The following is a 22,576-nucleotide window of genomic DNA, read 5'->3' on the forward strand; positions in this document are numbered from 1 at the left end:
CTCCCTGAGGGCGGCCATGGGCCGCCTTTGTTTTGGCTGTTAACGCGGCTTTTTCTTTACGAGGATAGAGTGGTCATGGTGGCACGCGTCCTGATGCCGACAGGCCTCCACTTCTACACACGCAGAGCATAATCCGTGTGCTTCAATGACGTTATGGCGCAAAGCAAAGCCCATTCTGGCCGCCAGCGTATGCATAATATCTTCTACGCCTTCCGCCCCTTCTTCTTTCACCACGCCACAACGGTCGCAGATAAACATGGCCGACGTATGGGTTGGCTGGTCAAAAAGATGACACAACACATAACTGTTTGTTGATTCGACCTTGTGTACAAACCCTTGTTCCAGCAGAAAATCTAGCGCACGATAGACCGTAGGCGGTTTAGCCTGTGGCTCGCTTTCGCGCAGCAGGTCGAGCAGGTCGTATGCGCTGATGGCGCCCTGCTGCAGGGTCATCAGACGCAAGACTTCAAGGCGCTGCGGAGTCAGGCGCACATTGCGTTGCGCGCACAGCTTCTCTGCCTGCGCTAACAGCTCTTTTGTGGACTTATCCATTTAGCACCTCGGATGTTATAGGCTGGAAAACCCTCACTTTACCATGTTCTGGTAAAAACGCCGAGATCCGCCAGGCTGTGCTATACCTGACCCATCGCAAACCGGGAAATTAATGATGAAAAAACCTGACTGTATTCGGCACTGGCGAGACGTGGAAGAGCCAGATAATTCAACCTATCCCGACAGCAACGAGCTTTTCTCCATCGGTGCACCGTTGGCTCGTCACCTGGGGCTCAGGCGAATCGGTATTCACCACGAGCGTTTGCCGCCCGGGCGTCGAACCTCCTATCCCCACGCGGAAAGCGACGAAGAAGAGTTCATCTATGTGCTGGAAGGGTATCCGGAAGCCTGGATTAACGGCTATTTGTGGAAGCTAGAACCCGGCGACAGCGTAGGGTTTCCTGCTGGCACCGGCGTCTGCCATACCTTTATTAATAACACCGAAGAAGAGGTGCGATTACTGGTTGTTGGCGAGGCTAACAAGAAGCACAACCGAATCTACTATCCGCTTAATCCGGAGTATGCCGCCACGCGTGAAGATCGCTGGGTTGATCATCCCCCTCAGTTCTTTGGGCCGCACGATGGAAAACCTGGGAAAAAATAATTTCCTCTTCTATAAATATTGAGGGCCGTCACAAATAACAACAGGCCTGTCCGGAGTTTTACTTAAGGAAATAGCGGGTCTTTTTGTACTTATTCACAGCAATAGTTCGTTCCTGTTTGGGTGATAACAAACAGGGTGATGTTATTAACGACAATAAGACGAGCATACTGTGAAAAAACATTTAAAATTTTCGGTGGTTAGCATCGCTGTCTCCCTGTTTATGGCAAATCAGGCGGGAGCAGCCAATACCTGGACAGAATCACGTAGCGACGCAATGGGTGGCACGGGCGTCGCTTCGGGCAGCTATGGCAGCGGGGCGTTAATCAACCCTGCGTTGTTGGCAAAGGCGAAACCGGACGATGATGTGACGGTTATTTTACCGTCCGTCGGCGTGCAGGTGACGGATGAAGACAATCTTCAGGATGAGATTGATACCATCAACGATAAAATCAATCACTATAAGGATGTGGTTGATAGCCTGACCCCCATCGAAGTGATTACCAACCCGCTGGGCTCAATCAATCAGTTCCAGGGAGCGGCAAAAGATCTTGCCGATGAACTGGACTATCTCAAAGGCAAAACCGCACGCGCTACGGCAGGCGCGGGGATTGCGGTGAGTATCCCTAACGATGTGCTCTCCGTGGCCTTTATGGCGAAAGGCTATGCCCACGGGCGCGTCAGCTCTTCTATCGATCAGCAAGATATTGATTACCTGCGCAGTATCCAAAACAGCGATGCGGTGGCGGCGGGCGTGGCACTGGATGCGGCGCTAAACGGTACCGATCAAATCACGAAAAACCTTAACTCTACGGCGTCTGGCCGGGCGGCAATTGTCTCCGATTATGGTGTTGCCATTGCCCGTCAGTTCGATCTGGGTGGCGTCCCGGTTTCCCTTGGCGTCACGCCAAAACTGCAGAAAACCTGGATCTACAACTACACCACCTCAATTTACGATTACGACAGTAACAAGTGGAACGACAGCCGCTACCGGAAAGACGATACCGGCTTTAACGTGGATGCCGGTATCGCGGCCGATTTCGGCGAGCACTGGACGGTCGGGGTGAGCGGGCAAAACCTGATGTCGCGCGATATCGACACCAAGGACATTCGCATCCGCAACGGGCGCACGGGGGAAGTGGTGAGCTATAAAGACACCTATCAAATCCGTCCGCTGGTGACGGCCGGTGCCGCCTGGCACAACGATCTGGTGACTCTGACCGCCGATGGCGATCTGACAGAAACCAAAGGCTTTAAAAGCGAAGATACCTCGCAGTATGTTGGCGTGGGTGCGGAAGTGACGCCGCTGAGCTGGCTGGCCGTGCGGGCGGGTTATCGTGCCGATATGAAAGGGAATGACAGTAACGTCTTTACCGGTGGTGTCGGTTTTGCACCGTTTAACACGGTCCACGTCGACCTGATGGGGCTCTACGGTGAAGATGAAACCTGGGGCGCAGGGGCGCAGTTGAGTATGACGTTCTAAAGGGCACCGGAGGCGTTGCGCCTCCGGCTTTTCTTTATGCTATAGTAGCGCCCCTTTTCCACCAGATGCTTAAAACTTCGCCATGTCGTCAGAACACCAGACTGCCTTTCCCGCACACCGTTTCTCCATTGCGCCCATGCTCGACTGGACGGACAGACACTGCCGCTATTTCCTGCGCCAGCTCTCCCGCCATACGCTGCTGTACACCGAAATGGTCACCACCGGTGCAATTATTCACGGTAAGGGCGACTATCTGGCGTACAGCGAAGAAGAGCATCCGGTTGCCCTGCAGCTGGGTGGCAGCGATCCGGCTGCGCTGGCGCACTGTGCGAAGCTGGCTGAAGAACGTGGCTACGACGAAATTAACCTTAACGTTGGCTGTCCGTCCGATCGCGTGCAAAACGGCATGTTCGGCGCCTGTCTGATGGGGAACGCACAGCTGGTAGCGGACTGCATCAAGGCGATGCGTGATGTGGTCTCCATTCCGGTGACGGTGAAGACCCGTATCGGTATTGATGACCAGGACAGCTACGAATTCTTGTGTGATTTCATCAATACGGTTGCCGGAAAGGGCGAGTGCGAGATGTTTATCATCCATGCGCGTAAAGCCTGGCTCTCTGGCCTTAGCCCGAAAGAGAACCGCGAAATTCCGCCGCTGGACTACCCGCGTGTGTATCAACTGAAGCGGGACTTCCCGCACCTGACCATGTCGATCAACGGTGGTATCAAGTCGCTCGACGAGGTCAAAACACATCTGGCGCATATGGATGGCGTGATGGTCGGTCGCGAGGCATATCAGAATCCGGGTATTCTGACGACGGTCGATCGCGAGATCTTCGGCGTTGAAGGCGCAGACACTGACCCGGTTGCCGTAGTGCGGGCCATGTATCCGTACATTGAACGTGAGCTGAGTAACGGCACTTACCTTGGCCATATCACGCGTCATATGCTTGGCCTGTTCCAGGGGATCCCGGGCGCACGCCAGTGGCGTCGCTATCTGAGCGAGAACGCGCATAAAGCTGGCGCGGATATCGAAGTGCTGGAACAGGCGCTACGCCTGGTTGCAGATAAACGATAAATCTCGCTAAAAATTCGTCAAATTCACCACGCCCCGCACAGCCTTGCGGGGCGTTTTACTTTTATAACAACATGTTAGGGTTGGCATGGATCTTGTAATGATTGCGACATCATTCGGGAACTCGTGGGAGAGAACCATGCTGGAACTGCTTTTTGTGATTGGCTTTTTTGTCATGCTGTTAGCCACCGGCGTGTCGCTGCTCGGCATTCTGGCAGCGCTTGTGGTGGCGACAGTGGTCATGTTTATTGGCGGATTATTTGCCCTGACGTTCAAACTTCTGCCGTGGCTGCTGCTGGCCGTTGCGGTGGTGTGGGTTATACGGGCGATTAAATCACCAAAACTGCCCACTTATCAGCGTAATAACCGCTTTCGTTACTAAGGTATTGAGGGGTTCGTCACATACCTGCAACTTTTCCGGCGGCATTGCTTAGAACGGAATAGGATTTACTTATCGAATCTGTCACTATGGCTGCCGCTAAAGAATTCATCGAGCTGTACCCTACATACAGCCGAACTAAAAAAAGAAAGGGCTTCCTCAGGGAAGCCCAATTTCTTTTATGGGATCAGGGAATTAACAGACTTGACCCCTGCGTTGACCGGCTCTCCAGCACCTCATGCGCACGTTGCGCATCGCTTAGCGCGTACTTCTGCGCATCTGCCACATCCACTTTGATGACCCCGCTGGCAATCAGCGAGAACAGTTCGTTACTGGCTTCGAGCAACTCTTCGCGATTGGTGATGTAGCCCTGCAGGGATGGACGAGTGACATACAGCGAGCCTTTCTGGTTCAGAATACCCAGATTCACACCGGTCACCGCGCCTGACGCGTTACCGAAGCTCACCATCAGACCGCGGCGCTGCAGGCAGTCCAGAGACGCTTCCCAGGTATCTTTCCCTACCGAGTCATATACCACGCGCACTTTTTTGCCGCCGGTTACCTCTTTTAAGCGTTCAACGATGCTCTCTTCCCGGTAGTTAATCACCTGCCAGGCGCCGGCCTGCAGCGCGCGCTGGGCTTTTTGCGCGCTCCCCACGGTGCCGATCAGTTTTGCGCCTAACGCTTTGGCCCACTGGCAGGCGATGAGCCCTACGCCGCCCGCTGCCGCATGGAACAGGAACTGCTCGTCGGGTTTGATTTCATAGGTTTTGCGCAGCAGATAATAGACCGTCAGCCCTTTCAGGAAGGAGGCCGCGGCCTGTTCAAACGAAATGGCATTGGGCAGGAGGGCAACTTTGTCAGCCGGAACGTTGTGCACGGAGCTGTAAGCGCCCAGCGCCGATTGCGCATACACCACGCGATCGCCTTCTTTAACATGCTTAACGGCGCTGCCCACTTTGCTGACCACGCCCGCCGCTTCCGTACCCAGACCGCTCGGCAGTGACGGCGGTGGATAAAGACCGCCGCGAATATAGGTGTCGATGTAGTTAATGCCGATGGCTTTATTTTCAACCTGCACTTCATTTTCGCCAGGCGCGGCGGGGGTAAACTCCACCGCGTTGAGTACGTCAGGGCCACCATGCTTGTGAAATTCAATACGTGTTGCCATGCTTCCTCCAGAATGTGGTAATCTTTCGACCCACTCTTTATCTCGGTAACTCCATTCACTATGGCAGGAAACAAACCCTTCAACAAACAGACTGAACCTCGTGAGCGTGATTTTCAGGTCGCCGGGTTAAAAGTCCCGCCGCACTCGATTGAAGCGGAACAGTCGGTGTTGGGCGGTTTAATGCTGGATAACGAGCGCTGGGACGACGTCGCCGAGCGCGTCGTGTCCGACGATTTCTACACCCGCCCGCACCGCCACATCTTCACCGAAATGGCGCGCCTGCAGGAGTCTGGTAGCCCGATTGACCTGATTACGCTCGCGGAATCGCTGGAGCGGCAGGGGCAACTGGACAGCGTTGGCGGTTTTGCTTATTTAGCAGAACTGTCGAAAAACACGCCAAGTGCAGCGAACATTAGCGCTTATGCGGACATCGTTCGCGAACGCGCCGTTGTTCGTGAGATGATCTCGGTCGCGAATGAAATCGCCGAAGCGGGCTTTGATCCGCAGGGTCGCACCAGCGAAGACCTGCTCGATCTCGCGGAATCCCGCGTCTTTAAAATTGCTGAAAGTCGCGCCAATAAAGACGAAGGCCCAAAAAACATCGCCGATGTGCTCGATGCCACCGTCGCCCGTATTGAACAGCTCTTCCAGCAGCCGCACGATGGCGTAACCGGAGTTAACACCGGCTATGACGATCTCAATAAGAAAACCGCAGGCCTGCAGCCGTCGGATTTGATTATCGTCGCCGCGCGTCCGTCGATGGGTAAAACCACCTTTGCGATGAACCTCGTCGAAAACGCGGCGATGTTGCAGGATAAACCGGTCTTAATCTTCAGTCTGGAGATGCCATCTGAGCAGATCATGATGCGTTCTCTGGCGTCGCTTTCTCGTGTGGATCAGACCCGTATCCGTACCGGTCAGCTCGACGATGAGGACTGGGCGCGTATCTCCGGCACCATGGGGATCCTGCTGGAAAAACGTAACATCTATATCGATGACTCCTCCGGCCTGACGCCGACAGAAGTGCGCTCCCGTGCGCGCCGTATCGCCCGCGAGCATGGCGGTATTGGCCTTATCATGATCGACTACCTTCAGCTGATGCGCGTGCCGTCGCTCTCCGATAACCGTACGCTGGAGATTGCGGAAATTTCCCGCTCGCTCAAGGCATTAGCCAAAGAGCTGCATGTGCCTGTCGTGGCGCTCTCGCAGCTTAACCGCTCCCTGGAACAACGTGCCGACAAACGCCCGGTCAACTCCGACCTGCGTGAATCCGGCTCCATCGAGCAGGATGCCGACTTAATCATGTTCATCTACCGTGATGAGGTTTATCACGAGAACAGCGACCTGAAAGGGATCGCCGAAATTATTATCGGTAAACAACGTAACGGCCCTATCGGTACGGTACGTCTGACCTTTAACGGACAGTGGTCGCGTTTCGACAACTATGCCGGTCCTCAATATGATGATGAGTAATTTCTAAGGAAATCAAATGCAAGCGGCAACTGTTGTGATTAACCGCCGCGCTCTGCGACACAACCTGCAACGTCTGCGTGAACTGGCTCCCGCCAGTAAACTTGTTGCAGTCGTGAAAGCGAACGCTTACGGACACGGTCTTCTTGAGACCGCGCGAACGCTCCCCGATGCCGACGCCTTTGGCGTTGCCCGTCTTGAAGAAGCCCTCCGCCTGCGCGCGGGGGGGATCACCCAACCGATTTTGCTGCTCGAAGGCTTTTTTGAGGCTGCAGACCTGCCGACTATTGCAGACCAGCATCTGCACACGGCGGTACACAACGAAGAACAGCTTTCCGCTCTCGAAACCGCTGAGCTGAGCGAGCCAGTCACCGTCTGGATGAAGCTCGACACGGGCATGCACCGTCTGGGTGTACGTCCGGAACACGCGCAGGCGTTTTATCAGCGTCTGTGCCAGTGCAAAAATGTCCGCCAGCCGGTAAATATTGTCAGCCATTTTGCCCGGGCTGATGAGCCTGACTGCGGCGCTACTGAACAACAACTCGACATCTTTAACACCTTCTGCGAAGGCAAGCCGGGGATGCGCTCTATCGCGGCCTCCGGTGGCATTCTGCTGTGGCCGCAGTCGCACTTCGACTGGGCGCGTCCGGGGATTATTCTTTACGGCGTATCGCCGCTGGAGAACAGACCCTGGGGGCCGGACTTTGGCTTCCAGCCGGTGATGTCCCTGGTGTCTAAGCTGATTGCGGTGCGTGAGCACAAGGCGGGGGAACCGGTGGGTTACGGCGGCACCTGGACCAGCGCGCGTGACACCCGGCTGGGTGTGGTGGCGATGGGGTATGGCGACGGTTATCCACGTGCTGCGCCGTCCGGTACGCCGGTTCTGGTCAATGGCCGCGAAGTGAAGATTGTCGGTCGCGTGGCGATGGACATGATTTGCGTAGATCTGGGCCCCGATGCCCAGGATAAAGCGGGCGACGATGTGGTGATGTGGGGTGACGGTTTGCCCGTCGAACGCATCGCGGAAATCACGAAAGTGAGTGCTTACGAACTTATAACGCGCCTGACATCAAGGGTGGCAATGAAGTACATCGATTAAACTGCTGTGAATGCCGGGGGGCAGCGTTGCCTGACCCGGCATGGAACAGGTTAAACGCTCGATCTTCTGTCATATCCGGTTTATTGTTGAATTCCCTGCCTCATCGAATTCCGGAGAACCATCGCGTGTTTCAGAAAGTTGACGCCTACGCCGGCGACCCCATTCTCTCCTTAATGGAGCGTTTCAAAGAAGATCCTCGCAGCGACAAAGTGAATCTCAGCATTGGTCTGTATTACAACGAGGACGGCATTATTCCTCAGTTGAAAGCCGTTGCTGAAGCGGAAGCGCGTCTTAACGCCGCCCCGCACGGTGCTTCTCTTTATCTGCCGATGGAAGGGCTCAATACTTACCGTAACGCCATCGCGCCGCTGCTGTTTGGTGCCGATCACGCGGTGCTCGCACAAAAACGTGTGGCAACCATCCAGACCCTGGGCGGTTCAGGCGCGCTTAAAGTGGGTGCGGACTTCCTGAAAAAATACTTCCCGGATTCAGGGGTATGGGTCAGCGATCCCACCTGGGAAAACCACGTGGCGATTTTTGAGGGTGCTGGCTTTAAGGTGGCGACCTATCCATGGTTCGACAGTGAAACCAACGGCGTGCGCGTTGACGCGCTGCTGGAAAAACTGAATACCCTGCCAGAGCGCAGCATAGTGCTGCTGCACCCGTGCTGCCACAACCCGACCGGGGCAGATCTCACCAACACCCAGTGGGATGCGGTGATTGAGGTGCTGAAAGCGCGCAACCTGATCCCCTTCCTCGACATCGCCTATCAGGGCTTTGGCGCAGGGATGGAAGAAGATGCCTATGCCATCCGTGCCGTGGCCAGCGCTGGTCTGCCTGTTCTGGTCAGCAACTCGTTTTCAAAAATCTTCTCCCTGTACGGCGAGCGCGTGGGTGGCCTCTCTGTGGTGTGCGAAGACGCCGAAGCGGCAGGTCGCGTACTGGGGCAACTGAAGGCGACCGTGCGCCGCATCTACTCCAGCCCGCCAAACTTTGGCGCGCAAGTGGTGGCGACCGTGCTGGGAGACGAACAGCTAAAAGCCAGCTGGCTTGCAGAAGTGGAATCCATGCGTAAGCGTATTCTGTCGATGCGTCAGGAGTTGGTTAACGTGCTGAAAGAGGCCGTACCGGGGCATAACTTCGACTATCTGCTTAAACAGCGCGGGATGTTTAGCTATACCGGGCTGAGCGCCGCACAGGTTGAACGTCTGCGCGAAGAGTTCGGCGTCTACCTGATTGCCAGCGGACGTATGTGCGTGGCGGGTCTGAATGCCAGCAACGTTCATCGCGTGGCGCAGGCATTTGCTGCAGTAATGTAAGTACTTACTCACCCTCCCTCTCCCCGTGGGAGAGGGCCGGGATGAGGGCATCAGGCCGCACAAACAGGTTGCCCGGCATTCTGTGATCTTCTTCTTTTTATCCAACCTCATAAGCAAAAACTCCTTCCCTTCATCTCCCGCTGGGGTTATGGTCGGATAGATTTTTGACCAGTCGCTCAAATTAAAACGATAACAAACTGAATATTCAGGGGAAAATATGCGCAAGATCACACTGGCGCTCAGCGCCGCCTGCTTATTGTTCTCGCTTAACAGTACGGTCGTCGCGCGCGCTTCCGCACCGACGCCGCTTTACACCGGCACTACCGCCGCTATTCTGGCTGAACAAGCCCCCATTCACTGGGTCTCTGTAGCCCAGATTGAAAACAGCCTGATGGGCCGCCCGCCAATGGCTGTGGGCTTTGATATTGACGATACCGTCCTCTTCTCCAGCCCCGGGTTCTGGCGCGGTAAAAAAACATACTCACCGGACAGCGAAGCGTATCTGAAAAACCCGGAATTTTGGGAAAAGATGAACAACGGCTGGGACGAATTCAGCATCCCGAAAGAGGTGGCCCGCGCGCTTATCGCCATGCATGTAAAACGCGGCGACAGCATCTACTTCGTTACCGGACGCAGTCAGACCAAAACGGAAACCGTCTCTAAAACCCTGCAGGATGATTTCCTGATCCCGGCGGCCAGCATGAACCCGGTGATTTTCGCGGGTGACAAACCGGGACAAAACACCAAAACCCAGTGGCTGGAGCAGAAACATATCAAAGTCTTCTACGGTGATTCAGACAACGATATCAGCGCCGCGCGTGATGTGGGAGCCAGAGGGATCAGGGTGTTACGCGCCTCAAACTCGACCTATCGCCCGCTGCCAATGGCCGGGAAGTTTGGCGAAGAGGTCATTGTGAACTCAGAGTATTAAATCGTTGGCGGCGAGTTTGGCTCTTTTTTAATCAAATCTCGTCGCTGCGGGTTTTACCTTTCGTCTTCTTGCTGCACACTTAGAAAGATTCACTTTCATAACGGAGCAGCACATGTGGTACCAACAAACCCTGACCTTAAGCGCTAAACCTCGCGGATTTCACCTGGTGACGGATGAAGTTATCGGGCAGATCCGCGATCTGTCGCGCGTCAAAACGGGTTTGCTGCATCTGCTGCTTCAGCACACGTCGGCCTCTCTCACGCTTAATGAAAATTGCGATCCCACCGTCCGGTCTGATATGGAGCGGCATTTTCTGAAAACCGTTCCGGACAACGCCTCCTACGAGCATGACTATGAGGGGGCGGACGACATGCCTTCGCATATCAAATCTTCTCTGCTGGGCGTATCGCTAATGCTGCCGGTACACAACGGGCGGCTTCTGCTGGGAACATGGCAAGGGATCTGGCTGGGAGAACATCGCATTCACGGTGGTTCGCGTAAAATTATCGCAACGCTACAAGGGGAATAAAGATGACAATTTCGGAGCTACTGCAGTACTGCATGAGTAAGCCAGGCGCGGAGCAGAGCGTTCACAGCGACTGGAAAGCCACGCAGATTAAAGTGGGAGATGTGTTGTTTGCGATGGTGAAAGAGGTGGAAGGCCGCCCGGCGGCGTCGCTTAAAACCAGCCCGGAGCTGGCGGAGCTATTACGTCAGCAGCACGACGACGTCCGGCCGAGCAAACATCTGAACAAAGCGCACTGGAGTACGGTCTATCTCGACGGTTCACTCCCGGGGTCGCAGATTTACTACCTGGTGGACGCGTCTTATCAGCAGGCGGTTGAGCTGCTGCCGGAAGCGACCCGACAGCAACTCTCCGTGTGACAATTACAGCAACGGTTTAAGGAAGCGCGCGGTGTGCGAGGCTTCGCACTCTGCAACGGTCTCTGGCGTACCGGAGACGAGGATTTCACCGCCGCCGCTGCCGCCTTCCGGGCCGAGATCGACAATCCAGTCCGCGGTTTTAATCACGTCCAGGTTGTGCTCAATGACCACAATGGTGTTGCCCTGATCGCGAAGCTGATGCAGAACGTCGAGCAATTGCTGGATATCTGCAAAGTGCAGACCGGTGGTCGGCTCATCGAGAATGTACAGTGTCTGCCCGGTTCCGCGTTTGGATAGCTCACGCGCCAGCTTCACGCGCTGCGCTTCACCTCCAGAGAGCGTGGTCGCTGACTGCCCCAGACGAATGTAGGTCAGGCCTACGTCCATCAGCGTCTGCAGCTTACGCGCCAGCGCAGGAACGGCATCAAAGAACTCGCGCGCCTCTTCGATGGTCATGTCCAGCACTTCGTGGATGGTCTTGCCTTTGTACTTAATCTCCAGCGTTTCACGGTTATAGCGTTTGCCTTTGCACTGGTCGCACGGCACGTAGATATCCGGCAGGAAGTGCATCTCAACCTTGATCACGCCGTCGCCCTGACAGGCTTCACAGCGGCCGCCGCGAACGTTAAAGCTGAAACGTCCTGGCGTGTAGCCGCGCGAACGCGCTTCCGGTACACCGGCGAAGAGTTCACGGACGGGCGTGAAGACGCCGGTATAGGTCGCCGGGTTGGAACGTGGCGTACGGCCAATCGGGCTTTGGTCGATGTCGATAACTTTATCGAAATGCTCCAGCCCCTGAATGTCGCGGTACGGTGCAGGTTCGGCCAGCGTCGCGCCGTTCAGCGCCGTCTGCGCAATCGGGAACAGCGTATCGTTGATCAGCGTCGACTTACCGGAACCGGATACGCCAGTGATACAGGTAAACAGCCCGACGGGCAGCGTCAGCGTCACGTCTTTCAGGTTGTTGCCGCGAGCGCCGGTGAGCTTCAGCACTTTTTCCGGGTTCGCCGCCACGCGCTGTTTCGGCACTTCAATTTTGCGCTTGCCGCTCATGTACTGGCCGGTTAACGACTCTGGCACCGCCATGATGTCTTTCAGAGTACCTTCCGCGACCACCTGGCCGCCGTGCACGCCCGCGCCCGGGCCGATGTCGATCACATGGTCGGCAGCACGGATCGCATCTTCGTCGTGCTCGACCACAATCACCGTGTTGCCGAGGTTACGCAGATGAATAAGCGTTCCGAGCAGACGCTCGTTGTCGCGCTGGTGCAGGCCGATGGACGGCTCGTCCAGGACATACATGACGCCCACCAGGCCCGCGCCAATCTGGCTGGCCAGACGGATACGCTGGGCTTCACCGCCGGACAGCGTCTCTGCGGAGCGGGAAAGCGTCAGGTAGTTCAGGCCGACGTTCACCAGGAATTTCAGACGGTCGCCGATCTCTTTCAGCACTTTTTCGGCAATCTTCGCACGCTGGCCGGAGAGCTTCAGGTTGTTGAAGAAGTCCATTGCGTGACCGATGCTCATGTCTGAGATGGTCGGCAACGCCGTGTTTTCGACAAACACGTGGCGCGCTTCGCGACGCAGACGCGTGCCCTCACAGGTGGCGCAGGAGCGGTTGCTGATGAACTTCGCCAGCTCCTCGCGCACCGCGCTGGATTCGGTCTCTTTGTAGCGGCGCTCCATGTTGTGCAGCACCCCTTCGAACGGGTGGCGACGCACGGAGGTATCGCCGCGATCGTTCATGTATTTGAACTCGATGTTCTCTTTACCGGAACCGAACAGGATCACTTTGTGCACGTTCGGGCTCAGGCTGGCCCACGGCGCTTCCACGTCGAACTTATAGTGCTCTGCCAGCGATTTAAGCATCTGGAAGTAGTAAAAATTACGCTTATCCCAGCCACGGATAGCACCGCCAGCCAGCGACAGTTCCGGGTTCTGGATCACGCGGTCCGGGTCAAAATACTGCTGTACGCCCAGGCCGTCACACGTCGGGCAGGCTCCCGCCGGGTTGTTAAAGGAGAACAGACGTGGCTCCAGCTCACGCATGCTGTAGCCGCAAATCGGGCAGGCAAAGTTGGCGGAGAAGAGCAGTTCTTCCGCGTTCGGGTCGTCCATATCGGAGACCACCGCCGTACCGCCAGAGAGTTCCAGCGCAGTTTCAAAGGATTCCGCCAGACGGGTCGCCAGATCGTCACGCACTTTAAAGCGGTCAATCACCACTTCGATGGTGTGTTTTTTCTGCAGCTCCAGCTTCGGGGGATCGGACAGGTCACATACCTCGCCGTCGATACGGGCGCGGATATACCCCTGGCTTGCCAGGTTTTCCAGCGTTTTGGTGTGCTCGCCCTTACGCTCTTTAATGATTGGGGCAAGCAGCATCAGGCGTTTGCCTTCTGGCTGCGACAGCACGTTATCCACCATCTGGCTCACGGTCTGCGCCGCCAGCGGCACGTCGTGATCCGGGCAGCGCGGCTCACCTACGCGGGCATACAGCAGACGCAGGTAGTCATGAATTTCGGTAATGGTACCGACCGTTGAACGCGGGTTGTGGGAGGTGGACTTCTGCTCAATAGAGATAGCAGGCGAAAGCCCCTCGATATGGTCTACATCCGGTTTTTCCATCAATGACAGGAACTGGCGCGCATACGCAGAGAGTGATTCAACGTAACGGCGCTGTCCTTCGGCATACAGAGTGTCGAAAGCCAGTGAGGATTTGCCAGACCCCGAAAGCCCGGTCACGACGATGAGTTTGTCGCGAGGGATTATGAGGTTGATATTCTTGAGATTGTGGGTGCGGGCGCCCCGAACTTCGATCTTATCCATTCACCTTTCCCGGTTGGAACACGGATTGCCTGGTTTGTTTGAAGGACAAACGGCTGTCAGAAACGGCTAATTATGACACAATTTAACCTGTTTGAATATACAGTATTGGAATGCATTTTCTGATTAGCTGTGTAACAATGCCGAGTTCGCGAGAGATTTCTGAACCCGCCACGCAACTATGCAAATTGACGCGTGGAAATGGTACACTCGCGCGTTTACACTATTAAGAAACGTATTCAGGAGACACGAACATGGCCAGCAGAGGCGTAAACAAGGTGATTCTCGTCGGTAATCTGGGCCAGGACCCGGAAGTACGCTACATGCCGAGTGGTGGCGCAGTTGCCAACATTACGCTGGCTACTTCCGAATCCTGGCGTGACAAAGCAACCGGTGAGATGAAAGAGCAGACCGAATGGCACCGCGTTGTGCTGTTTGGCAAACTGGCAGAAGTGGCCGGTGAGTATCTGCGTAAAGGCTCTCAGGTGTATATTGAAGGCCAGCTGCGTACCCGCAAATGGATCGATCAATCCGGTCAGGAAAAGTACACCACTGAAGTGGTGGTAAACGTTGGCGGCACCATGCAGATGCTGGGTGGCCGTCAGGGCGGTGGCGCTCCAGCAGGTGGCGGCCAGCAGCAGGGCGGTTGGGGCCAGCCTCAGCAGCCACAGGGCGGCAACCAGTTCAGCGGCGGCGCGCAGTCTCGTCCGCAGCAGCAGTCCGCTCCGGCACCGTCTAACGAACCACCAATGGACTTCGACGACGACATTCCGTTCTGATTCACGGATATGCAAAATAAAAAAACCCAGACATCGGTCTGGGTTTTTTATTCAGTCAGGTATCAGGTAATTACCATCGGCCAGTCTGGTGGCGTATGGCTCATTGCCTCAACCATCACTACTTTAATATTTTCCCAGACGGCGGCAATATCCAGCAGGGTGATACCAAGCAGACCCGTTGCAAACCAGCAAGCCGCGCCCAGTCCTAACAGCGTACTGATGACCGCAAGACCCGCGTAGTCAGATTTACGAAACTGAATGTTCAGCGTGCTGGCTAAAAACATCAGTACCGCACTCAACAAAGGCCAGCGCAGGAGAACCATGCTGGTCGTAATGGTTGCCATAAAACCCATCCTCTCCAAAACAGACGAACTGAATGAAACAGTGTTTCTCGTTACATGATATGTGTGAACTATATCACATTTGTTGATTTATTCGCCAGTGCCTGTGCGAGCAGATTGGGGATTTTATTACGTTGAAAAAGAGAGGCGGCAGGATGGGGTTGCCTTCGACATCGGCGGATGCGAACCCACCACGTGCCGGGAGCAACCTCCTTCGAACGAGCGGAGGAGGGCAACGGCGTTCCCAGCGATGCCTTTTTATAAATGAAGCCTTATTCTCTGCTGATCCTGGAAATAATGTGGTAATAGCAGAACGTTTATAAAACATTGATCAAATTACACCCGTTCAGGCTGGATAAATATTTCCCTTAATAGAAACGGAACGAATACTTTTAGTTTAGCTTACGGACAAATATTATCGTCATAACGAAATTTAAGATTTTTAATACTAAAAGTCAGTTGCTAACTTCGCATGATTCATGCAACGTAATCACCTGTTTATCAAAGCATCCGGCCTTCATTACTACAGGCGTACAACATGCAGGGATATAGGGCGGGAAATGAATCGTAGCGCGCGGCGCAAGATGCTCAGAGTGGTAGGGATCATCATGGTAGTTATGCTGCCGGTGATGCTTGCGCTATGGTTTGCCCAGCTAAGAGCGGTGTCGGAAACAAGCGCGCAGTTACGCACATTTGCTGAACTGGCTTTAGACAAAACTGAACTGGTTATTGAACAGGTTGATCTGGCCCGGGCCGAAGCGGAAAAATATCAGGGTAAAGTTTGTACGCCGTCACATCGGCAATATATGTTGAACGTGGTTCGCGGCCGTCTGTTCATCGCTGATTTAATTTATGCCGAAGGCCAGAATTTTCGTTGTTCATCCATTTTTACCCCGGATCGTCCTTATGCGATCTCCCCCGCTAATTACATCCGAAAACCCGATATCGCTATCTATTATTACCGTGATACGCCATTTTTCACTGGCTACAAAATGACATATATGCAGCGCGGGAATTATGTCGTGGTGGTTAATCCACTCTCGTACAGTGAAGTGATGTCCACCGATCACTCTCTCTCATGGGGCGTGTACGATACGGTAACGAATGCCTTCTTTTCCGTCAGTCAGAAAGCCAACGTTTCTTTATTAAACTCGATGATTCGGGATAAGGACGTGGTATTTCAAAAAGATGACCGTTTTTATACGGTGGTAAAATCGGATAAACGTCCGATTGCCGCCATCGTTTCAACGTCGAATAAACGCTTCTATGAAACGCTCTACCATCAGGCGACGTTGACGCTGCCGCTGGGAATGATCTGTAGCATCATTATTTTGCTGGTCTGGTCGCGCACCCACCGTGAGCTGAACTCCCCAGGACGATTGCTGCATCGGGCGCTGAATAAACGTCAGCTTTGTGTCCATTATCAGCCAATCATCGATATCAAGAATAATCAGTGCGTGGGGGCAGAGGCGTTGTTACGCTGGCCTGGTTTTAACGGGCCTGTCATGAGCCCGGCGGAATTCATCCCGCTGGCGGAAAAAGAGGGGATGAGTGAACGCATCACGGATTATGTTGTAGAAGAGGTCTTCAGCGATCTGGGGCATTTCCTGGCCGCGCATCCTGACCTCTATATTTCGATCAACCTGTCGGCGACGGATTTTCACTCTTCGCGGCTGATCGCCATGATTTCCGACAAAGCGCGGCACTATGCCGTGCGTGCGCAGCAGATCAAAATCGAAGTAACGGAGCGCGGATTTATTGATGTGCCGAAAACTACGCCGGTTATCCAGGCTTTTCGTCAGGCGGGTTATGAAGTGGCAATCGACGATTTTGGTACAGGTTACTCGAACCTGCATAATCTCTACTCGCTGAATGTCGATATTCTGAAAATCGACAAATCCTTTATCGACACCCTAACCACCAACAGCACCAGCCATCTTATCGCCGAGCATATTATCGAGATGGCGCAGAGCCTGCGGCTCAAAACCATTGCGGAAGGGGTAGAAACTGCCGAGCAGGTAAGCTGGTTGTTGAAGCGCGGCGTACAGTTCTGTCAGGGATGGCACTTCGCGAAAGCGATGCCGCCCCAGGAGTTTATGACCTGGCAGCAGCAACCTTTGCACTGATAAACCTTAATTCAACTGGTGACGGTAATCGCTTGGCGTGCGGTCAAACTCACGGCGAAACACGCGGGAAAAGGTTTGTTGCGACACATACCCCAGATCCATCGCGATATCAAAAATAGGCCGCTGCGTAGAGCGTAACGCCTGCGCTGCCAGCAGTAACCTGCGCTGACGAATGTACTCACCCAGCGTCTGGTGCATTACGGTCCGGAACATTCTCTGTAAATACCATTTCGAATAGCCCGACTTTTTCGCGACCACATCAATGTTCAACGGTTGGTCGATATGTTCATCAATCCATTCGATAAGTGTCTGAATAATTTGCTGATGCGACATAAGGTTGCCCTCTGTAGATACAACTTTCCTGGTTGATTCGTCGTTTTCTCTGTGGGGGAGTATAATTCCTCAAGTTAACTTGAGGTAAAGAGGTTTTATGGAAAAGAGATTGCCGAGAATAAAAGCGCTTTTGACCCCGGGTGAAGTGGCTAAGCGAAGCGGTGTGGCAGTATCGGCGCTCCACTTCTATGAAAGTAAAGGGTTAATCAAAAGCATTCGTAACGCCGGAAACCAGCGGCGCTACACCCGTGACGTGCTCCGCTATGTGGCGATTATTAAAATTGCGCAACGAATCGGAATTCCCCTGGCCACCATCGGTGAGGCGTTCGGCGTGTTACCGGAAGGCCACACGCTGAGCCCGAAAGAGTGGAAAGAGCTGTCATCCCAGTGGCGAGAGGAGCTGGACCGGCGTATTCATACGCTGGTGGCGCTGCGTGACGAACTGGACGGGTGCATCGGTTGCGGCTGTTTGTCGCGCAGCGATTGCCCGTTACGCAACCCCGGTGACAAACTGGGCGAACAGGGGACGGGGGCGCGGCTGCTGGAAGAGGATTGAGATCTGTTTGCCGGGTGGCGGCTGCGCCTTATTTGGCAACAAAACATAATAAAGAACTAAAGCGCCACATAAGGGCGCTTTAGTTTTTTCCGGTCTTTGTCTTTCTCTCTATCCCGCTGGCTCACGGGAGGGTTTCCCCCGACATCAGCACCCCTCATGTCGAGCTGGTTGAGGAGGTTCCGGTTTGTGCTGACACTTTAATTCTATGTAAGGGCCGCTTTTTCGCCAGTCACCGGGGCCGCTTTTTTGGCGAATATTTTTCGCGGTGTTGTTCAATTTTCTATAGTTAAAAAGTATGAATAACAGGAGACCACTATGCTCACGGTACATCACCTTAACCAGTCGCGCTCACACCGCGTGATCTGGGCTCTGGAAGAACTTTCTCTGCCCTATGAGATTGTACACTACCAGCGCGAAAAAACGATGCTGGCTCCCGAGTCCCTTAAACGCGTGCATCCGTTGGGCAAGTCACCGGTCATTGAAGACAACGGGCTGATCCTTGCTGAATCCGGTGCCATTCTGGAGTATCTGCAGGAAACCTACGACGCAGAATCGCAGCTTAAGCCGCTGGATCCTGCCCACAAGGTGCAATACCGCTTCTGGCTACACTATGCAGAAGGTTCTCTTATGCCGCTGCTGTTAATGAAGCTGGTATTTAGCAGCCTCGGTAAACCGCCCGTGCCGTTTGGAATACGCACGCTGGGGAAAGCGCTGGGTCAGGGCGTGCAAAAAGCCTATCTCAACCCCCAGCTCGAAACCCACGCGCGTTTTATTGAATCTCACCTGGCTGAAAATAGCTGGTTTGCCGGAGAGACTCTCAGCATGGCCGATATTCAGATGAGTTTCCCGATTTTTGCTCTGCTGGCACGCGGCGGTGTCGAGGATCTTCCGCACACCCATGCCTGGAAGAAAAAGGTCGAAAATCGTCCTGCCTGGCAGAGAACCCTGGAACAAGGTGGGCCGTTAACGATCCCTGGCGAGGCGTAATTTGTAACCCCATTGCGCATAAACGATAACGTTTGCGCATCCTCTGCTTATTTCTTCATCGTCATAAGGGAAATTTAGCGAAAAACGAGAAAGTTCAGTTGAAAAGGGCGGTGATTAGGCTGGATAATCGTTTGCCTAAATTTGACCACCCGTTTTGTAAGCGCGGAGCTAAACGTTTGCTTTTTTTGTGACGCCCCTTTTCGTCGCAAACGCAGCACAAGGATTTGACGTTTTGCTGGCAGTGGAGTCTCCACCACGCTTACGGACTTTCTATAAAAACTCTCAGGGGATGTTTTCTATGTCTACGCCATCCGCGCGTACCGGCGGTTCACTTGACGCCATCTTTAAAATTTCTGCTCGCGGCAGCACCGTGCGCCAGGAAATCGTTGCCGGTCTGACAACGTTTCTGGCAATGGTGTACTCCGTCATCGTTGTGCCGGGCATGCTCGGTAAAGCAGGCTTCCCACCGGCAGCGGTTTTCGTTGCAACCTGTCTTGTCGCCGGTGTCGGCTCCATCGTAATGGGGCTGTGGGCGAATCTGCCGATGGCGATTGGCTGTGCCATTTCCTTGACCGCCTTCACCGCGTTTAGCCTGGTGCTGGGCCAACACATCAGCGTACCGGTTGCCCTGGGCGCCGTCTTCCTGATGGGCGTGCTGTTCACCATTATCTCGGCAACCGGCATTCGTAGCTGGATTTTGCGCAACCTGCCGCACGGCGTAGCACACGGCACCGGTATCGGTATCGGGCTGTTTCTGCTGCTGATTGCCGCCAATGGCGTGGGTCTGGTCATTAAGAACCCGCTGGACGGTCTGCCGGTGGCGCTGGGTCACTTCGCCAGCTTCCCGGTGATCATGTCCCTGATTGGCCTTGCGGTGATTATTGGTCTGGAAAAACTGAAAGTCCCAGGCGGCATTCTGCTGACCATTATCGGTGTGTCCATTGTTGGCCTGATTTTCGATCCGACCGTGCATTTCTCCGGTATTTTTGCCATGCCGTCACTGAGCGATGACAACGGTAACTCCCTGATTGGCAGCCTGGATATTGTCGGCGCGCTGAACCCGGTGATCCTGCCAAGCGTGCTGGCGCTGGTGATGACGGCGGTGTTTGATGCCACCGGTACCATCCGTGCGGTGGCCGGTCAGGCGAACCTGCTGGATAAAGACGGTCAGATTATCGACGGTGGCAAAGCGCTGACCACCGACTCCCTGAGCAGCGTCTTCTCGGGTCTGGTAGGGGCTTCTCCGGCTGCGGTCTATATTGAGTCCGCTGCGGGCACCGCGGCAGGCGGTAAAACTGGCCTGACCGCCATTACCGTTGGTGTGCTGTTCCTGCTGATCCTGTTCCTCTCTCCGCTCTCTTATCTGGTGCCAGCCTACGCTACGGCTCCGGCACTGATGTACGTCGGCCTGCTGATGCTGAGCAATGTGGCGAAAATTGACTTTGCGGACTTTGTGGACGCGATGTCAGGCCTGATCACTGCGGTATTTATCGTGCTGACCTGTAACATCGTGACCGGCATCATGATCGGCTTCGCGTCGCTGGTGATTGGTCGCCTGGTCTCCGGTGAGTGGCGCAAGCTGAACATCGGCACCGTGGTTATCGCCGTTGCGCTGGTGGTGTTCTACGCGGGCGGCTGGGCAATCTAAATTGTCCTTTGATGCGAAAACGGGTGGCTCAGGCCGCCCGTTTTTATTTTCAGGACTCATCCCGTTGCCTTTTGCGTTACTCTGGGGAAGATAGAATAAAAGGCACGACGCCTTCCGTAGTACATAAGTAACACAGCAAACAGGGAACGCATGGAAATCTTTTTCACAATACTCATCATGACCCTTGTGGTCTCATTATCCGGGGTGGTTACACGCGTACTGCCCTTTCAGGTCCCCCTGCCATTAATGCAAATTGCCATCGGCGCGCTGCTGGCGTGGCCGACGTTTGGCCTGCACGTTGAGTTCGACCCGGAACTGTTCCTCGTGCTGTTTATCCCGCCACTGCTGTTTGCTGATGGCTGGAAAACACCCACGCGCGAGTTTCTGGAACATGGGCGCGAGATCTTCGGTCTGGCACTGGCGCTGGTCGTCGTGACCGTGGTCGGGATTGGTTTCCTGATCTATTGGGTGGTTCCGGGGATCCCGTTAATCCCCGCTTTTGCGCTGGCCGCAGTCCTGTCGCCAACCGATGCCGTGGCGCTGTCCGGCATAGTGGGTGAAGGGCGGATTCCGAAGAAAATCATGGGCATCTTACAGGGAGAGGCGCTGATGAACGACGCCTCCGGTCTGGTTGCCCTGAAGTTCGCCGTGGCCGTCGCAATGGGAACGATGATCTTTACCGTTGGTGGCGCGACCCTGGAATTCTTCAAGGTTGCTATTGGCGGTATCCTGGCGGGCTTCGTGGTGAGCTGGCTGTATGGCCGCTCGCTGCGCTTCCTCAGTCGCTGGGGCGGTGATGAACCCGCAACACAGATCGTACTGCTGTTCCTGCTGCCGTTTGCCTCCTATCTGATTGCCGAACATATTGGCGTGTCGGGCATTCTGGCAGCGGTAGCGGCAGGGATGACCATCACCCGTTCCGGCGTAATGCGCCGCGCGCCGCTGGCCATGCGTCTGCGTGCAAACAGCACCTGGGCAATGCTGGAATTTGTCTTTAACGGCATGGTCTTCCTGCTGTTGGGTCTGCAGCTGCCGGGCATTATGGAATCCTCTCTGGTGGCGGCGGAGGCCGATCCGAACGTTGAAGTCTGGATGCTCTTTACCGACATCGTGCTGATCTACATGGCGCTGATGCTGGTGCGCTTCGGCTGGCTGTGGACGATGAAAAACTTCAGCGTGCGCTTCCTGAAGAAAAAGCCGATGGAGTTTGGTTCGTGGACCACGCGTGAGCTGCTGATTGCCTCCTTTGCGGGGGTACGCGGGGCGATTACCCTGGCCGGTGTGCTCTCCATTCCGTTGCTGTTGCCGACGGGCGATGTCTTCCCGGCGCGTTATGAACTGGTCTTCCTGGCGGCGGGCGTGATCCTGTTCTCACTGTTTGTCGGTGTGATTATGCTGCCGATTTTGCTGCAGCATATCGACGCCGGGGACGCCACGCAGCAGCATAAAGAGGAGCGGATTGCCCGCGCTGCCACTGCCGAAGTGGCGATTGTCGCTATTCAGAAAATGGAAGAGCGCCTGGCCGCCGATGCCGAAGAGAACATCGACAATCAGCTGCTGACGGAGGTGAGCTCACGCGTGATTGGTAATCTGCGTCGCCGGGCTGACGGCCGTAACGATGTGGAAAGCTCGCTGCAGGAGGAGAACCTGGAGCGCCGGTTCCGTCTGGCGGCGCTGCGCTCCGAGCGTGCCGAGCTGTATCACCTGCGCGCCACGCGGCAGATCAGCAACGAGACGCTGCAAAAGCTGCTGCACGATCTGGATCTGCTGGAAGCGTTGTTGATAGAGAATCAGTAACGCTGTTTTTGCCCGGTGGCGCTGCGCTTACCGGGCCTACGTGCTCGATCGGTTCCCTCTCCCTGTGGGTTGAGGGATCCCCATAAAATAATGCCTGCACGGAGGACCCCCTCTCCCTTGAGGGAGAGGGTTGGGGTGAGGGGGAACATATGGCTGTAGAGGTCATTCCGTTCACTTTATGTTCCTTGCTACTCTGTAACGGCATGACTTGTGAACGTGCC

The 22,576-nt window shown here is 54.9% G+C and carries 21 protein-coding genes; 16 read left to right on the forward strand and 5 right to left on the reverse strand.

The window, feature by feature from the left end; translation table 11 throughout:
- Nucleotides 1-39 precede the first annotated feature (39 nt).
- Nucleotides 40-552, reverse strand: coding sequence for a zinc uptake transcriptional repressor Zur (gene zur / locus AK59_RS0109695; RefSeq protein ID WP_013095057.1), 513 nt, complete (start codon nt 550-552; stop codon nt 40-42).
- 115 nt (nt 553-667) lie between these two features.
- Here zur and AK59_RS0109700 point away from each other — a divergent pair, with 115 nt between their 5' ends.
- From AK59_RS0109700 to pspG, 4 genes are all read left to right on the forward strand, one after another.
- Nucleotides 668-1,156, forward strand: a complete 489-nt coding sequence (locus AK59_RS0109700) for a cupin domain-containing protein (RefSeq protein ID WP_023620296.1) — start codon at nt 668-670, stop codon at nt 1,154-1,156.
- Nucleotides 1,157-1,376: 220 nt separating this feature from the next.
- Nucleotides 1,377-2,636, forward strand: coding sequence for a conjugal transfer protein TraF (traF, locus tag AK59_RS0109705; RefSeq protein ID WP_201747483.1), 1,260 nt, complete (start codon nt 1,377-1,379; stop codon nt 2,634-2,636).
- An 82-nt stretch (nt 2,637-2,718) separates the two neighbouring features.
- On the forward strand, nt 2,719-3,714 hold the full coding sequence (gene dusA, locus AK59_RS0109710; RefSeq protein WP_029882659.1) for a tRNA dihydrouridine(20/20a) synthase DusA: 996 nt from the start codon (nt 2,719-2,721) through the stop codon (nt 3,712-3,714).
- 136 nt (nt 3,715-3,850) lie between these two features.
- Nucleotides 3,851-4,093, forward strand: coding sequence for an envelope stress response protein PspG (gene pspG / locus AK59_RS0109715; RefSeq protein WP_029882660.1), 243 nt, complete (start codon nt 3,851-3,853; stop codon nt 4,091-4,093).
- A 184-nt stretch (nt 4,094-4,277) separates the two neighbouring features.
- Here the strand turns inward: pspG and AK59_RS0109720 are convergent, their stop codons facing one another.
- On the reverse strand, nt 4,278-5,261 hold the full coding sequence (locus tag AK59_RS0109720; protein ID WP_013095062.1) for a quinone oxidoreductase: 984 nt from the start codon (nt 5,259-5,261) through the stop codon (nt 4,278-4,280).
- A gap of 60 nt (nt 5,262-5,321) precedes the next feature.
- On the opposite strand from AK59_RS0109720, the gene dnaB reads away from it, so the two are divergent.
- The 6 genes from dnaB (at nt 5,322) to AK59_RS0109750 (ending at nt 10,965) form a co-directional block, all read left to right on the forward strand.
- Nucleotides 5,322-6,734, forward strand: a complete 1,413-nt coding sequence (gene dnaB, locus AK59_RS0109725; protein ID WP_013095063.1) for a replicative DNA helicase — start codon at nt 5,322-5,324, stop codon at nt 6,732-6,734.
- A 16-nt stretch (nt 6,735-6,750) separates the two neighbouring features.
- Nucleotides 6,751-7,830, forward strand: a complete 1,080-nt coding sequence (alr, locus tag AK59_RS0109730) for an alanine racemase (RefSeq protein ID WP_013095064.1) — start codon at nt 6,751-6,753, stop codon at nt 7,828-7,830.
- Nucleotides 7,831-7,955: 125 nt separating this feature from the next.
- The gene (tyrB, locus tag AK59_RS0109735; RefSeq protein ID WP_029882661.1) at nt 7,956-9,149 is read left to right on the forward strand and encodes an aromatic amino acid transaminase; all 1,194 of its coding nucleotides are present in this window, start codon (nt 7,956-7,958) and stop codon (nt 9,147-9,149) included.
- A gap of 217 nt (nt 9,150-9,366) precedes the next feature.
- Complete coding sequence (gene aphA, locus AK59_RS0109740; RefSeq protein WP_013095066.1) at nt 9,367-10,080, forward strand: acid phosphatase AphA; 714 nt, start codon at nt 9,367-9,369, stop codon at nt 10,078-10,080.
- A 112-nt stretch (nt 10,081-10,192) separates the two neighbouring features.
- Nucleotides 10,193-10,609: a secondary thiamine-phosphate synthase enzyme YjbQ gene (locus AK59_RS0109745; RefSeq protein ID WP_013095067.1), complete on the forward strand. Its 417-nt coding sequence runs from the start codon at nt 10,193-10,195 to the stop codon at nt 10,607-10,609.
- 2 nt (nt 10,610-10,611) lie between these two features.
- Nucleotides 10,612-10,965: an MmcQ/YjbR family DNA-binding protein gene (locus AK59_RS0109750; RefSeq protein WP_013095068.1), complete on the forward strand. Its 354-nt coding sequence runs from the start codon at nt 10,612-10,614 to the stop codon at nt 10,963-10,965.
- Between the two features lie 3 nt (nt 10,966-10,968).
- On the opposite strand, the gene uvrA is transcribed toward AK59_RS0109750, so the two are convergent.
- Entirely contained in the window at nt 10,969-13,791 is a 2,823-nt protein-coding gene (uvrA, locus tag AK59_RS0109755) for an excinuclease ABC subunit UvrA (protein ID WP_013095069.1), read from the reverse strand.
- Nucleotides 13,792-14,042: 251 nt separating this feature from the next.
- Here uvrA and ssb1 point away from each other — a divergent pair, with 251 nt between their 5' ends.
- Nucleotides 14,043-14,567, forward strand: a complete 525-nt coding sequence (gene ssb1 / locus AK59_RS0109760) for a single-stranded DNA-binding protein SSB1 (RefSeq protein ID WP_029882662.1) — start codon at nt 14,043-14,045, stop codon at nt 14,565-14,567.
- 62 nt (nt 14,568-14,629) lie between these two features.
- Here ssb1 and AK59_RS0109765 read toward each other — a convergent pair whose 3' ends face one another.
- The gene (locus tag AK59_RS0109765) at nt 14,630-14,911 is read right to left on the reverse strand and encodes a YjcB family protein (protein ID WP_008503385.1); all 282 of its coding nucleotides are present in this window, start codon (nt 14,909-14,911) and stop codon (nt 14,630-14,632) included.
- Between the two features lie 557 nt (nt 14,912-15,468).
- On the opposite strand from AK59_RS0109765, the gene AK59_RS0109770 reads away from it, so the two are divergent.
- The gene (locus tag AK59_RS0109770) at nt 15,469-17,034 is read left to right on the forward strand and encodes an EAL domain-containing protein (RefSeq protein ID WP_023622182.1); all 1,566 of its coding nucleotides are present in this window, start codon (nt 15,469-15,471) and stop codon (nt 17,032-17,034) included.
- A 6-nt stretch (nt 17,035-17,040) separates the two neighbouring features.
- Here the strand turns inward: AK59_RS0109770 and soxS are convergent, their stop codons facing one another.
- Nucleotides 17,041-17,367, reverse strand: a complete 327-nt coding sequence (gene soxS / locus AK59_RS0109775) for a superoxide response transcriptional regulator SoxS (RefSeq protein ID WP_013095071.1) — start codon at nt 17,365-17,367, stop codon at nt 17,041-17,043.
- A gap of 97 nt (nt 17,368-17,464) precedes the next feature.
- Between soxS and soxR the strand changes: the two genes are divergently transcribed.
- The 4 genes from soxR (at nt 17,465) to AK59_RS0109795 (ending at nt 22,355) form a co-directional block, all read left to right on the forward strand.
- Nucleotides 17,465-17,923: a redox-sensitive transcriptional activator SoxR gene (gene soxR / locus AK59_RS0109780; protein ID WP_013095072.1), complete on the forward strand. Its 459-nt coding sequence runs from the start codon at nt 17,465-17,467 to the stop codon at nt 17,921-17,923.
- A gap of 315 nt (nt 17,924-18,238) precedes the next feature.
- Nucleotides 18,239-18,910: a glutathione S-transferase family protein gene (locus AK59_RS0109785; protein WP_013095073.1), complete on the forward strand. Its 672-nt coding sequence runs from the start codon at nt 18,239-18,241 to the stop codon at nt 18,908-18,910.
- A gap of 298 nt (nt 18,911-19,208) precedes the next feature.
- Nucleotides 19,209-20,558 (forward strand): guanine/hypoxanthine transporter GhxP, encoded by a 1,350-nt coding sequence (ghxP, locus tag AK59_RS0109790; protein ID WP_013095074.1) that lies wholly within the window; start codon nt 19,209-19,211, stop codon nt 20,556-20,558.
- A gap of 150 nt (nt 20,559-20,708) precedes the next feature.
- Nucleotides 20,709-22,355 (forward strand): Na+/H+ antiporter, encoded by a 1,647-nt coding sequence (locus tag AK59_RS0109795; protein WP_013095075.1) that lies wholly within the window; start codon nt 20,709-20,711, stop codon nt 22,353-22,355.
- The last annotated feature ends 221 nt before the right edge of the window (nt 22,356-22,576 follow it).

The sequence above is a fragment of the Enterobacter sp. T1-1 genome, assembly GCF_000710795.1.
In the GTDB taxonomy this organism is placed as follows: domain Bacteria; phylum Pseudomonadota; class Gammaproteobacteria; order Enterobacterales; family Enterobacteriaceae; genus Enterobacter; species Enterobacter cloacae.

Excerpts from the sequence above, each read along its gene's own strand:
- zur (WP_013095057.1), bottom strand. The coding sequence starts at position 552 with ATGGATAAGTCCACAAAAGAGCTGTTAGCGCAGGCAGAGAAGCTGTGC.
- AK59_RS0109700 (WP_023620296.1), top strand. The coding sequence starts at position 668 with ATGAAAAAACCTGACTGTATTCGGCACTGGCGAGACGTGGAAGAGCCA.
- traF (WP_201747483.1), top strand. The coding sequence starts at position 1,377 with ATGGCAAATCAGGCGGGAGCAGCCAATACCTGGACAGAATCACGTAGC.
- dusA (WP_029882659.1), top strand. The coding sequence starts at position 2,719 with ATGTCGTCAGAACACCAGACTGCCTTTCCCGCACACCGTTTCTCCATT.
- pspG (WP_029882660.1), top strand. The coding sequence starts at position 3,851 with ATGCTGGAACTGCTTTTTGTGATTGGCTTTTTTGTCATGCTGTTAGCC.
- AK59_RS0109720 (WP_013095062.1), bottom strand. The coding sequence starts at position 5,261 with ATGGCAACACGTATTGAATTTCACAAGCATGGTGGCCCTGACGTACTC.
- dnaB (WP_013095063.1), top strand. The coding sequence starts at position 5,322 with ATGGCAGGAAACAAACCCTTCAACAAACAGACTGAACCTCGTGAGCGT.
- alr (WP_013095064.1), top strand. The coding sequence starts at position 6,751 with ATGCAAGCGGCAACTGTTGTGATTAACCGCCGCGCTCTGCGACACAAC.
- aphA (WP_013095066.1), top strand. The coding sequence starts at position 9,367 with ATGCGCAAGATCACACTGGCGCTCAGCGCCGCCTGCTTATTGTTCTCG.
- AK59_RS0109745 (WP_013095067.1), top strand. The coding sequence starts at position 10,193 with ATGTGGTACCAACAAACCCTGACCTTAAGCGCTAAACCTCGCGGATTT.
- AK59_RS0109750 (WP_013095068.1), top strand. The coding sequence starts at position 10,612 with ATGACAATTTCGGAGCTACTGCAGTACTGCATGAGTAAGCCAGGCGCG.
- uvrA (WP_013095069.1), bottom strand. The coding sequence starts at position 13,791 with ATGGATAAGATCGAAGTTCGGGGCGCCCGCACCCACAATCTCAAGAAT.
- ssb1 (WP_029882662.1), top strand. The coding sequence starts at position 14,043 with ATGGCCAGCAGAGGCGTAAACAAGGTGATTCTCGTCGGTAATCTGGGC.
- AK59_RS0109765 (WP_008503385.1), bottom strand. The coding sequence starts at position 14,911 with ATGGCAACCATTACGACCAGCATGGTTCTCCTGCGCTGGCCTTTGTTG.
- AK59_RS0109770 (WP_023622182.1), top strand. The coding sequence starts at position 15,469 with ATGAATCGTAGCGCGCGGCGCAAGATGCTCAGAGTGGTAGGGATCATC.
- soxS (WP_013095071.1), bottom strand. The coding sequence starts at position 17,367 with ATGTCGCATCAGCAAATTATTCAGACACTTATCGAATGGATTGATGAA.
- soxR (WP_013095072.1), top strand. The coding sequence starts at position 17,465 with ATGGAAAAGAGATTGCCGAGAATAAAAGCGCTTTTGACCCCGGGTGAA.
- AK59_RS0109785 (WP_013095073.1), top strand. The coding sequence starts at position 18,239 with ATGCTCACGGTACATCACCTTAACCAGTCGCGCTCACACCGCGTGATC.
- ghxP (WP_013095074.1), top strand. The coding sequence starts at position 19,209 with ATGTCTACGCCATCCGCGCGTACCGGCGGTTCACTTGACGCCATCTTT.
- AK59_RS0109795 (WP_013095075.1), top strand. The coding sequence starts at position 20,709 with ATGGAAATCTTTTTCACAATACTCATCATGACCCTTGTGGTCTCATTA.